The sequence below is a fragment of the Pseudomonas sp. WPR_5_2 genome (assembly GCF_003634475.1).
Lineage (GTDB): Bacteria > Pseudomonadota > Gammaproteobacteria > Pseudomonadales > Pseudomonadaceae > Aquipseudomonas > Aquipseudomonas izuensis.
On sequence record NZ_RBLA01000005.1, the window covers coordinates 129,243 to 141,185 of the forward strand.

Consider the following 11,943-nt stretch of genomic DNA (forward strand, 5'->3'; position numbering starts at 1 on the left):
GCCTCGACCACGGAAGCAGGCCATGACCGATAAGAGCCAACAATTCGCCAGCGACAACTATTCCGGCATTTGCCCTGAAGCCTGGGCTGCCATGGAACAGGCCAACCATGGCCACCAGCGCGCCTACGGCGACGACGAGTGGACCGCCCGCGCGTCCGACGATTTCCGCAAGCTGTTCGAAACCGACTGCGAAGTGTTCTTCGCCTTCAACGGTACCGCCGCCAACTCCCTGGCCCTGTCGTCGCTGTGCCAGAGTTACCACAGCGTGATCTGCTCGGAAACCGCCCACGTCGAAACCGACGAATGCGGCGCGCCGGAATTTTTCTCCAACGGTTCCAAACTGCTGATCGCCCGCACCGAAAACGGCAAGCTGACCCCGGAGTCGATCCGCGAAATCGCCCTCAAGCGCCAGGACATCCACTACCCGAAACCTCGCGTGGTGACCCTGACCCAGGCCACCGAAGTCGGCAGCGTCTACACCCCGGACGAAATCCGCGCCATCAGCGCCACCTGCAAGGAACTGGGCCTGAACCTGCACATGGACGGCGCGCGTTTCTCCAATGCCTGCGCTTTCCTCGGCTGCTCACCGGCCGACCTGACCTGGAAAGCCGGTGTCGATGTGCTGTGCTTCGGCGGCACGAAAAACGGCATGGCCGTGGGTGAGGCGATTCTGTTCTTCAACCACAAACTGGCTGAAGACTTCGATTACCGCTGCAAACAGGCCGGTCAATTGGCGTCGAAAATGCGCTTCCTGTCTGCGCCCTGGGTCGGGATTCTGGAAAACGGCGCCTGGCTCAAATACGCCCGCCACGCCAACCATTGCGCGCAACTGCTGGCCGAACTGGTCAGCGACATACCGGGTGTGGAACTGATGTTCCCAGTCCAGGCCAACGGCGTGTTCCTGCAACTGTCGGAACCGGCCATCGCCGCGCTGACGGCCAAGGGCTGGCGTTTCTACACCTTCATCGGCAACGGTGGCGCACGCTTCATGTGCTCGTGGGATACCGAGGAAGAGCGCGTACGCGAGTTGGCCCGCGATATCCGCCAAGTCATGTCGCACTAAACATCCAGAGCTAATGCAACCCCTGTGGGAGCGAGCCTGCTCGCGAAGGCGTCCTGACATTCAACATTGATGTTGTCTGACCCGGCGCTTTCGCGAGCAGGCTCGCTCCCACAAGTAAATCCCCCGCCGAATTTCCCCTGACCGTTCGCACCTGAAGTCTTGGTCTACATTGTCTGTCGAGCCGTACAGACAATAACAATCAGGAGCGTACGCATGTCACTGCAAGGCAAAACCCTGTTCATCACCGGCGCCAGCCGTGGCATCGGTCGCGAGATCGCACTGCGCGCCGCACGCGACGGTGCCAACATCGTGATCGCCGCCAAAAGTGCCGAACCGCACCCCAAACTGCCGGGCACGATCTACAGCGTGGCCGAGGAAGTCGAAGCGGCTGGCGGCAAGGCGCTGGCATTGCAGGTGGATGTGCGCGATGAAGTGGCCGTGCATCAAGCCCTGGCCCGGGCCAATGAACATTTCGGCGGCATCGATGCGCTGGTCAACAACGCCGGGGCGATCAAGCTGACCGGAGTTCAGCACCTCGAACTCAAGCGCTTCGACCTGATGCACCAGATCAACACCCGCGCCGTACTGCTGTGCAGTCAGGCGGCGTTGCCTTACCTGAAAAAATCCGCCGGCCACATCCTCAACCTGTCGCCACCGTTGAACCTGGCTACCCAGTGGTTCGCCCAATACAGCCCCTACACCGTGACCAAATACGGCATGAGCATGCTGACGCTGGGCATGAGCGAGGAATTCAGGAACTACGGCATCAGCGTCAACTCGCTGTGGCCGCAGACCATGATTGCCACGGCGGCGATCGAGTTTCAGCTGGGGTCACGGGAATCGTTCAAGCATGCGCGCACGCCGGCGATCATGGCGGATGCCGCCCACGTGATTCTGAGCCGCACAAACCGCAGCCTGACGGGGCGCTTGCTGATTGATGAGGAAATACTGCGGGAAAACGGCGTAACCGAGTTCGAACACTATCGGTTTGCGCCAGGCACCAGCGACAAGCTGATGCCGGATCTGTTCATTGATTGAAGAAACACAAAAACCTGTGGGAGCGAGCCTGCTCGCGAAAGCACCGGGTCAGTCAACATCAATGTTGAATGTCAGTACGCCTTCGCGAGCAGGCTCGCTCCCACATAGGATCATCGGTGTGGATCAGTACTCGATCCGCACATCCCCCTTCGGCACACTGCAGCACGACAGGATGTACCCTTCGGCTTCGTCCTCTTCGGTGATCCCGCCGTTGTGTTCCATCTCCACTTCGCCGCCCAGCTTCAATACCTTGCAGGTGCCGCAGATGCCCATGCCGCATGCTTTCGGTATCAGCAAACCGGCCTTGGCCGCCGCCGCATGCACGGTCTCGCCCGGCGCCACGCGAATGCTCTTGCCGGACGCGGTGAACTCCACTTGATGCAGGTCCGCCGCATCGACTTGCGGCGCATCGGCGGCCTGTTCGGCATTCTCCACGGCATCGGCGATGGCCTCTGGCGGCGTGGCACCGAATGACTCCTCGTGGTAGCGCTTCATGTTGAAGCCAGCGTTTTCCAGCAGGCGCTTGACGGCATTCATGTATGGCGTCGGACCGCAGCAGAACACTTCGCGCTCAAGGAAGTCAGGGACCATCAGTTCGAGCATCTTGTGGTTCAGATAACCGCGATAGCCGGCCCAGGGTTCACCGAAACCATGCTTTTCACAGATCAGGTGCAGGCTGAAGTTTTCGATCCGCGCCGCCATGTGTTCCAGCTCGCGGTGATAAATGATGTCTTTCGGCGAGCGGGCACTGTGGATAAACGCCATATCGACATTGCCGTTGGTATCGAAGAACCAGCGCGCCATGGACATGCACGGCGTGATGCCCACGCCACCGCTGAGGTACAGCACCTTGGGGTTCGGGAAGTCGATGGCGTTGAACAGCCCGACCGGCCCGTGCACCGCCAGTTCGTAGCCTTCATGCAAGGTGTCATGCAGCCAGTTCGAAACCTTGCCGCCCGGCACGCGCTTGATGGTCACCGAAAAGCTGTACGGCACCGACGGCGAGCTGGAAATGGTGTACGAGCGCATGATCGGCTGGCCTTCGATCTCCAGCTCCAGGGTGACGAACTGCCCCGGCTTGAAGAAGAACATGATCGGCTGATCGGCCATGAAGCAAAAGGTGCGCACATCCCAGGTTTCCTGGATGACTTTGACGCAACGGACGATGTGCCGACCATTGGCCCAGGTCTGGGTGGTTACCGGGTTCAGGAAGTTATTGGACATGCTGATCTCCACGGCCGACTGTCGGCCTTCATGTTGGCGATTCTGCGTATAGCGCAGATCACCCATTTACCTATCTGCGACATTCACATGCTTATCGCGACCAGCCCCCAACGACCGGGGCTTGCGCGTCGGGAACAGATTGCACCATGTCGCCCATGGATAAGGTTCTGGACAGCGTCGGCCCCACACTCGCCCCATACCAAGACATAATCTTTACACCTTGCGTAGCAACCCTGACCCAACCTGATTAGCCACTTTCGCCGGCCACGCAGATGGCCTTGAGGATTAAACGATGGACGTCACTACTACCCTGAGCCTGGGCGATCCGCTGGAACCCGCACGCAAGGCCACTGCCCAGATGCTGCAAGAGCGCGAGCGCACGTTCTCGCTGCCGCAGCCGTTTTACTCCGACGAGCGCCTGTTTGATATCGACATGCAGGAGATTTTCCAGAAAGAGTGGTTGATCGCCGGCATGACCTGCGAGATTCCCGCCAAGGGCAACTACCTGACCCTGCAAATCGGCAAGAACCCGATCATTGTGATCCGCGGCGCCGAAGGCGTGGTGCACGCGTTCCATAACGTCTGCCGCCACCGTGGTTCGCGCCTGTGCACCAGCGACAAGGGCAAGGTCGCCAAACTGGTCTGCCACTACCACCAGTGGACCTACGAACTAGACGGTCGCCTGCTGTTCGCCGGCACCGAGATGGGCGACGACTTCGACATGAAGCAGTACGGCCTCAAACCGGTGAACGTGAAGACCGCTGGCGGCTACATCTTCGTCAGCCTCGCGGAAAACCCGCCGGCCATCGATGACTTCCTGTCGACGCTCAACCATTACATGGAACCGTACGACATGGAGAACACCAAGGTGGCAATCACCACCACCTTGATGGAAAAGGCCAACTGGAAGCTTGTGCTGGAAAACAACCGCGAGTGCTACCACTGCAACGCGTCGCACCCGGAACTGCTGAAAACCCTGCTGGAGTGGGACGACGTCACCGACCCGCGCGCCGACCAGGCGTTCAAGGACCACGTCGCCGCCTCCGCCGCGTCTTGGGAAGCCGAGAAGATCCCTTACGCCCATGCCAGTTTCGGCCTGCGCAACCGCATCGTGCGCATGCCGCTGCTCAAGGGCACCGTGTCGATGACCATCGACGGCAAACAAGGCTGCGCCAAACTCATGGGCCGCATCAAGAACCCTGACCTGGGCTCGATGCGCATCCTGCACCTGCCGCACTCCTGGAACCACTGCATGGGCGACCACATCATTGTGTTCACCGTGTGGCCAATCAGCGCCCAGGAAACCATGGTCACCACCAAGTGGCTCGTCCACAAGGACGCGGTCGAAGGCGTGGACTACGACGTGGAGCGCATGCGCCAGGTCTGGGACGCCACCAACGACCAGGACCGTCGCCTGGCCGAAGAGAACCAGCGCGGCATCAACTCCACAGCCTACCAGCCAGGGCCTTACTCCAAGACCTATGAATTCGGTGTGGTGAACTTCGTGGACTGGTACAGCGAGCGTCTGCTGAGCAACCTGGGGGCCGAGCCTGCGCCTTACCTCAAAGGCGTCCCGGTTCAAGGCTAAAGTCAAAAGCTTCGCGAGCAGGCTCGCTCCCACAGTGGTTCTATGTACGACATAGATCAAATGTGGGAGCGAGCCTGCTCGCGAAAGCGCCCTCTCTGACAACACATCCCTCCTGATTCACCTTAAATGGTTTAGAACTGTACGAAATATGATCTATTCCGTTCAGCGCTAAGCTCTGTGCGGCTCCCAGCCTTCCGCAAACAAGTTATCCACATCTCCACCCACAGCAAATGGGGACAACTGTGGACATATTGAAAACTTTCTCCACAGAAACCGAAGAAAATCCGTGACTTATTCAGAATCAGGGTTTTCCTCAACGACTGATCAATTTTTGATCAAGCCCTTGAAAGCCCTGCAATACCTGGCTTGCAGCGTATAGCGAACACCTTATCCACAGAAGCGCCAACAGACTTTGGGGGCAACTTCTCCACCGCTGTGGAAAACCGCTGTAAGCCGCGAAATTAATGGCTTCCGGCACGATTGAACCGTTAAAAGCGATGGATTGATCAATTTTTAACCAGAAGCACGAAAGCCACGTCTTGTATGGCCTGTAGCGGTCAGCGAACATCTTATCCACAGAAGCGCCAACAGAGATTGGGGGCAAGTCCTGTACTTATCCTCTGAAAAAACCCATGAAAAACCGCAGCTTAGGCTGGTTGTTTTTTGAACGAAGGGCTACAGGCCACGGTTTACAAGGGATTTAGCAAGGGGCGAACACGTTATCCACAGAACCGCCAACAGGGATTGTGGGTAAACATAGCCAGGCACTCATCAAACCTTGTTAAAACACGACCGTCCCGCTTCGATATCCAGATTCAACTCAAAATCATCGAATGCCCGCCACCCCAGCAAAACGGACGGCACATACCGCCCCTGCACCCACGACGGCGGAATGGTGAAGCCCGGGTAGTATTTGTAAGTGATCGGCAGGCTTTGACCGGGCAGGTTCAGCACGCCTTTGAAGCGTTGGTAGCGATGTCTATCGGAGGTTTCGGGTGGGGAATTGCCAGGGGTCATGGCCTGCACGACATTGATCTGCTCACCCGGCATAGCCGACGTCAGGTAGTCGACATTGCCGGTATCGACGATGGCCTGTGTCGCCCGGTTGTCCAGGTTTGCGGCGATGGCCAGCCGCTGGTTGAGGTCGTTACGGGAGTAGTTGATTGGCGAGTCGCAGCGCGGGGATAGTGTGGGGTTGAGCTCCAGGGTTTTACGGGTCAACTTCAGCCGCCCCAGCTTGCTGATCAGATCCAGTCCCAGCAGGTTGTCCCGATCGCTGACAAACACCAGCACGTTGCGAAATTCACTGGTGCCCACCTTCAACGAGTCGAGAATGCCGAGCCGGGCGGACAGGTTGCCCTCGCCGTAGAACGTGCTGTAGGCGTAGTGGGAGTCGGTCAGCAACTTGATCCCCATCTGCCGGGCGGTGTCGACATTGACCCGGGTTTGCGGGGCCCCGGTGTCGAGGACGAAACGGGCCGAATGACCATTGGCCGCAGCGACATCGATGAAGGGCAGCTGCTCTCCGGCAATGAAATAGTCACTGGCATACGGATGAATCCTGAGGACTTCACGCTGTGATGTTTTTTTCACCGTGAAATCGCCAGTCGTCCCCAGGGTCGACAGAGACTGCTCCCCGAACATCGAGAACAACATGTTCAGCTCTTGATCGGCCTCTATGGCCGGCGCATGTTTGCGCTTGATCGCCAGATAGTAATCGGCCAGTTGATTGGCGGCCTTGAGCTCGAACATGCGGGCGATCACCGTCACGGAGCAATCCAGGTTCTTCGCCGCATCCAGCACACGGTCGCAACGCTCGCGCATTTGCGTCAGGGAGGCTTTTTGTCCCTGGTCAGACGCCAACCATTGATTGAAGTCCTGCTCGGGCTCATAAAGCGGTACAGGCTTGTTCAGCCGTGTATCGGCCAACGTTCCTGGCGAAAAAATGGCAACCCATACAGACAGAAACAGCGTTAGAGGCTTCATCGCCAACCCGCTCATAAAAACCAGGTTTTATGATCAGCGCTGAATCTCTGAAAGCTCCGTCACCGCGTGCTGCACCCTTACCAGCGCACAGTAAAATGTAGTTCAACGTGAAGGGGAAAGGCTTCCTGTAGGAGCCGGCTTGCTGGCGAAAGCGGTGTGTCAGGCGACATCCTTGTTGGATGTGATGGCCTCTTCGCGGGCAAGCCTCGCTCCTACAGAAGATTTGACGCTAAGGCCGATACATCAGGTAAGCCTCACCTGTCACCCGAATCATTGGATGCGGCGTGATCCGGCATCGATCAACGATACGGAAACCATGACGTTCATAGAATCGCCGGGCGCCGGTATTGGCGGCGTAGTCGATCAGGCTCAGGCCGTTGAGCCCCAACTGATTGGCGCGATCGTAGGCGTAGGCGAGGAACACTTTGCCCAGGCCCTGATTGCGCCAGCCTTCATGCAGCGCCAGGCTGGAAATGTAGAGGGTGTCGGGGATTTCCATCGTGGCATAGGGTGCCAGCACAGGATCGGTCACCGGCGCCGCGAATGGATCGTGACGCATCACATAGCTGTGCATCATGCCCACGACCTGCCCTTGCGCCTCGGCGATCAGGCAGTTTTGCCAGGAAAAATCCACGTCGTCACGGGCGTAGCGCAGGGCGCCGACGTCCAGCAGATCCTGGCCGGGCTCTGCGATCTGGCTCCAGATGTAATCCGAAGCGCCCTCTGATGAAATCTGGAACAAGCGCGCAATCTCCCGCGCATCGGCGCGGACTGCCGAACGAAATTCAACTGCCATTGTTTCCCCATGAATTCTGGTAATGCGGGCAACCGGTGGGATGGGTGTTAGCCGCAGGGCTTAACGTTCACCGAAGATCAAAAATTGTAGGAGCGAGCCTGCTCGCGAAAAACTTGAGGACACCAGGTTCATTCAGGCAGCCCGCGTCATCGTTGACCACCATCGCGAGCAGGCTCGCTCCTACAGAAGATCCGGGCTGAAACCGGGTCAGCGAACCACGCCTTCCTCGATCAGAAGTTTGAGGATCGCTTCAGCCCCAGCTTGCGCCGTAACGCCTTTAAGCACTTGTCCGCCTCCGCCACTGGCTTTCGCCGTTGCGGCTTTCATCCGGTCGGCACCGCTCTTGGCCTTGATGACTTTCAAGCGTTTGGGACGAGGCTTGGCCGGTTGCAAGGTGGCGACTGCCAGCAATTCATCATCGACAACCTCCACCTCATCGGCCTGTAACACCCCGCGCCGAGCCGGGCCGTAGGCACTCTGCCGTGGCTTGGGCGCGGCGTTATCCACAGTCGCCAGAAACGGCAGCCGCACCTTCAAGCGCCGGCGCTGGCCACGGGGCAAGGCTTGCAGCACCAACGCCGAACCGCCGTCGATGGATTCGACCTGAGCCAGCCCCACCACCAGCGGCCAGCCGAGGTTTTCGGCCAGCAGGAACGGCAACATGCCCGAGCCTTCGCCGGTTTCCGCCTGGCTGCCGGTCAGCACCACCTGGGCCCCGGCATCGCGCAGATAGCTGGTCAACGCTGGCAGCGCGTCCGCGCCTTGCGGCTGTTCCAGCACATGCAGTTGTTCCAGGCCCATGCCCAGATAAGCCCGCAGCGCCGGCTCGGCCACATCGCCGGCATGCAGCACCTGCAAGTTATCCCCAGCCAATTGCAGACCCAGTTCCACCGCCCGCGCATCCTGTTCCGCGCGACGTGGCCGGCCGGAAGTCGGGTGGGCGCCGATGGACACCAGGCTGATGATTTTCGTGCTCATAACCCTTTCCTTCTCTTAAGCCGCATCGCGCTTGGCGTCGTTGCGGTAAGCCTCTACCGCCGCGATCAAGGCTCGAAGAATCTCGGCGCTCTCGCCGATCACCGACAGGTCGGCCCGTTTGATCATGTCGCAGCCAGGGTCGAGGTTGATTGCCACCACCTTGTCGCAGGCACCGATGCCTTGCAGGTGCTGGATCGCCCCGGAAATCCCCACCGCCACGTAGACCCGCGCAGTGACCCAGGTACCGGACGCACCGACCTGGCGGTCCCGGGCCATGAAACCATCGTCCACCGCCACCCGGGATGCCCCTTCGGTGGCGCCGAGCGCGGCCGCCGTCTGGTGGAACAAGTCCCAATCCTTGACGCCGTTGCCGCCGGAGAAAATAAACTCGGCTTCGGCCATGGGAATCGCTGCCGGGTCCACCGCCACCGCGCCCAGATCCTCGATGCGCGAGAGACTGCGCGCGACGGTTGTGGATAACTCCACCGGCAAGGCTTCGTGACGGGTTTCGCTGACTGGCTCGGCACATTCGACGGCAGCCAGAATCAGGCGCGCGACCGGACGGGCCAAGTCTTGCAAGCCCGCACCGGCGCGGCCGATGCACTCCTGATCCTTGACCTGCCAGACCCGCGTGGCCGGGCGCTCGCCCAACGCCGCGGCGAAGCGCCGACCCAATTCGCCGCCACCGCTGCGACTGTCGGGCAGCAACCAGTGACGCGGGTTGAACTGGTTATCCACAGCCCGCAGGCCCTGGACTCGTTGCTCCGGTGCATAACCGCTGAATTCGTCGCCTTCGAGCACCAGCAGGCGGTCGACGCCCGCCGTGGCAAAGGCGCTTTCCTTGTGTTCGCCGAAAACCACAGCCAGTACCGCGCCGTCCTTGCCGGCCAGTTGATGGGCCAGGCCCAGCAAATCCTTGTCGTGACTGCTCAAGCGGCCACCGACCATGTCCGGCACCACGCTGATGTAGAACGCCGGTGCAAGCACCTGATGCAATGGCAGTTGCACTTCAACGGCGGCCGAGCGCTTGGCCGACCCGCCCTGTTGCGCGCCGCTGCGGTCGATGCGTTTGATCCCGTTGGGACCGATAAAGCCCATGCCATGCAGGTTCTTGCGGATGATGCCATTGGGCCCCATCCAGCTGTGTTGCGCCGGTTGCATGGCCGCGTGCAGCGGGTGCAGGCGGTTACGGGCGATCCATTCGGCGCGGGGGTCGCGGCGGATAATGTCGCTCATCAGTGCACCTCCGCAGGTTCACGTTTGGCCGGCGTGGCCGACTTTGGGGCTTCGTCTTCCAGCAGTGCGTCAGCCACCAGTTCGGCGATGTCCTTGATCAACGGCCGGGGTTCGACCACGCCTTCGAGCATCGCGGTGCACTGTGGACAACCCACGGCCACCAGCTCGGCGCCCGTCTCGCGGATGTCTTCCATGCGCATGTCGGGAATACGTTGTTTACCCGGAATGTCGGTGATCGGCGCGCCGCCACCACCGCCACAGCAGCGCGAACGGAAGCCGGAACGTTGCATTTCCTTGATCTCGATGCCGAGGGCACGCAGTACCTCGCGCGGTGCCTCGTACTCGCCGTTGTAGCGGCCCAGATAGCACGGATCGTGATAGGTCACGCTGTTGCCTTTGTGCTGGCCGAGATTGAGCGCGCCGGCGCCGATGATTTCAGCCATGTAGGTGCTGTGGTGCTGCACCAGGTAATTGCCGTCGAAGGCGCCGTACTCGTTTTTCAGCACGTGGAAGCTGTGCGGATCGCAGGTCACGATGCGGTTGAAGCTGTACTTGGCCAGGGTCTGGATGTTGCGCTTGGCCAGCAACTGGAAGGTGGCTTCGTCGCCCAGGCGTCGGGCCACGTCACCGCTGTCGCGCTCTTCGAGGCCCAGCACCGCGAAATCGATTTTTGCCGCTTTCAGCACTTTGACGAAGGCGCGCAGGGTGCGCTGGTTGCGCATGTCGAAGGCACCGTCGCCGACCCAGAACAGCACGTCGGTGGATTTCTTCTCGCTGAGCAGATTGAGGTTCAAGTCCGCCGCCCAGTTCATCCGTCCGCCCGGGGCGAAGCCGCCCGGGTTGTCGGTGGCGATCAGGTTTTCCAGGACTTCGGCGCCCTTGTTCGGGGTTGCGCCTTTTTCCAGGGTCAGATGACGGCGCATGTCGACGATGGCATCGACGTGTTCGATCATCATCGGGCATTCCTCGACGCAAGCGCGGCAAGTGGTGCAGGACCACAGGGTTTCGGCATCCACCAGACCGTTGACGATCGGTTGATGCGGATTGCCCGCGTGCTCACCGATGGCTTTGCCCGGATACGGACTGCCGGCGAATTTCGCATCGGTGCCGCCCGCCAGGCCCACGACCATGTCCTGAATCAGCTTTTTCGGGTTCAATGGCTGACCGGCGGCGAACGCCGGGCACGCCGCTTCACATTTACCGCACTGCACGCAGGCATCGAAGCCGAGCAACTGGTTCCAGGTGAAATCCTTGGGTTTTTCCACGCCCAGCGGTGCAGTCGGGTCTTCCAGATCCAGTGGCTTCAATCCCGTGGAACGCCCTCCCCCAAAACGTTCGGCGCGACGGTGCCAAGCCAGGTGCAACGCACCAGCGAAGGCGTGTTTCATCGGCCCGCCCCAGGTCATGCCGAAGAACAGTTCCGACACGCCCCACAACACACCGACGCCGAGAATCACCGCCAGCAGCCAGCCACCGAAGTTTTCCGGCAGGATGCCTGCCACCGGCAGGGTCACCAGGAAGAACGACGCCGAGAACGCCAACAGGCTTTTCGGCAGGCGCATCCACGGGCCTTTCGACAGGCGCGAAGGCGGGTTGCGCCGACGCAGGTACACAAAGATTGCGCCGACGAACATTACCGCCGTCATCAACAGCAGCGCATAACCGAGCAAGCGGTTATGCAAACCGAAACCATGCACCAGAATCGCCAGCACGATGGACGCCACCGCGCCGCCGGCTGTGGCCACGTGGGTATTGGCGATGTATTTGTCCCGCGCCACCACGTGGTGCAGGTCGACCATGTAGCGTTTGGGCATGGCAAACAGGCCGCCGATCAGGTCGACCTTCGAGGCCCGGCCCCGGCGCCACATGGCTACCCGCCGCAACGCGCCCAGAACCGCGAGGCCCAGGGCAGCGAACAACAGGATTGGAAGAAGGGTGTTCAACATGGTGGAGCTCCCAAAGACCGCAGGGTCTTGCAGGCCAAACTACCTGGATGCCTTGCCCGATTTCCTGTGGGAGCAAAGCTTGCTCGCG

9 protein-coding genes are annotated in these 11,943 nt (G+C 60.3%); 3 read left to right on the forward strand and 6 right to left on the reverse strand.

Annotation, left to right across the window (positions count from 1 at the left end; all coding sequences use genetic code 11):
- The first annotated feature begins 22 nt into the window (after positions 1-22).
- Both BJ917_RS18955 and BJ917_RS18960 read left to right on the forward strand, forming a co-directional pair.
- A complete protein-coding gene (locus tag BJ917_RS18955) occupies positions 23-1,063 on the forward strand; it encodes a low specificity L-threonine aldolase (RefSeq protein WP_096514564.1) in 1,041 nt (346 codons plus the stop codon).
- Positions 1,064-1,276: 213 nt separating this feature from the next.
- The gene (locus BJ917_RS18960; RefSeq protein ID WP_121104085.1) at positions 1,277-2,101 is read left to right on the forward strand and encodes an NAD(P)-dependent oxidoreductase; all 825 of its coding nucleotides are present in this window, start codon (positions 1,277-1,279) and stop codon (positions 2,099-2,101) included.
- A gap of 123 nt (positions 2,102-2,224) precedes the next feature.
- Here BJ917_RS18960 and gbcB read toward each other — a convergent pair whose 3' ends face one another.
- Entirely contained in the window at positions 2,225-3,325 is a 1,101-nt protein-coding gene (gene gbcB / locus BJ917_RS18965) for a glycine-betaine demethylase subunit GbcB (protein WP_096514560.1), read from the reverse strand.
- Positions 3,326-3,617: 292 nt separating this feature from the next.
- Here gbcB and gbcA point away from each other — a divergent pair, with 292 nt between their 5' ends.
- Complete coding sequence (gene gbcA, locus BJ917_RS18975; protein WP_096514556.1) at positions 3,618-4,913, forward strand: glycine-betaine demethylase subunit GbcA; 1,296 nt, start codon at positions 3,618-3,620, stop codon at positions 4,911-4,913.
- A 771-nt stretch (positions 4,914-5,684) separates the two neighbouring features.
- Here gbcA and BJ917_RS18980 read toward each other — a convergent pair.
- From BJ917_RS18980 to dgcB, 5 genes are all read right to left on the reverse strand, one after another.
- On the reverse strand, positions 5,685-6,914 hold the full coding sequence (locus BJ917_RS18980; protein ID WP_372237740.1) for a retropepsin-like aspartic protease: 1,230 nt from the start codon (positions 6,912-6,914) through the stop codon (positions 5,685-5,687).
- Between the two features lie 214 nt (positions 6,915-7,128).
- Positions 7,129-7,695, reverse strand: coding sequence for a GNAT family N-acetyltransferase (locus BJ917_RS18990; protein WP_121104089.1), 567 nt, complete (start codon positions 7,693-7,695; stop codon positions 7,129-7,131).
- A 207-nt stretch (positions 7,696-7,902) separates the two neighbouring features.
- Positions 7,903-8,673: an electron transfer flavoprotein subunit beta gene (locus BJ917_RS18995; RefSeq protein ID WP_096514550.1), complete on the reverse strand. Its 771-nt coding sequence runs from the start codon at positions 8,671-8,673 to the stop codon at positions 7,903-7,905.
- Between the two features lie 15 nt (positions 8,674-8,688).
- Positions 8,689-9,909, reverse strand: a complete 1,221-nt coding sequence (locus BJ917_RS19000) for an electron transfer flavoprotein subunit alpha/FixB family protein (RefSeq protein ID WP_121104090.1) — start codon at positions 9,907-9,909, stop codon at positions 8,689-8,691.
- Positions 9,909-11,855 (reverse strand): dimethylglycine demethylation protein DgcB, encoded by a 1,947-nt coding sequence (dgcB, locus tag BJ917_RS19005; protein ID WP_121104092.1) that lies wholly within the window; start codon positions 11,853-11,855, stop codon positions 9,909-9,911. The genes BJ917_RS19000 and dgcB overlap by 1 nt, the downstream gene beginning before the upstream one ends.
- Positions 11,856-11,943: the final 88 nt, after the last annotated feature.

Coding starts and splice junctions, on each gene's coding strand:
- BJ917_RS18980 (WP_372237740.1), bottom strand. CDS start 6,914: ATGAGCGGGTTGGCGATGAAGCCTCTAACGCTGTTTCTGTCTGTATGG.
- BJ917_RS18955 (WP_096514564.1), top strand. CDS start 23: ATGACCGATAAGAGCCAACAATTCGCCAGCGACAACTATTCCGGCATT.
- gbcA (WP_096514556.1), top strand. CDS start 3,618: ATGGACGTCACTACTACCCTGAGCCTGGGCGATCCGCTGGAACCCGCA.
- BJ917_RS18990 (WP_121104089.1), bottom strand. CDS start 7,695: ATGGCAGTTGAATTTCGTTCGGCAGTCCGCGCCGATGCGCGGGAGATT.
- BJ917_RS18960 (WP_121104085.1), top strand. CDS start 1,277: ATGTCACTGCAAGGCAAAACCCTGTTCATCACCGGCGCCAGCCGTGGC.
- BJ917_RS18995 (WP_096514550.1), bottom strand. CDS start 8,673: ATGAGCACGAAAATCATCAGCCTGGTGTCCATCGGCGCCCACCCGACT.
- gbcB (WP_096514560.1), bottom strand. CDS start 3,325: ATGTCCAATAACTTCCTGAACCCGGTAACCACCCAGACCTGGGCCAAT.
- BJ917_RS19000 (WP_121104090.1), bottom strand. CDS start 9,909: ATGAGCGACATTATCCGCCGCGACCCCCGCGCCGAATGGATCGCCCGT.
- dgcB (WP_121104092.1), bottom strand. CDS start 11,855: ATGTTGAACACCCTTCTTCCAATCCTGTTGTTCGCTGCCCTGGGCCTC.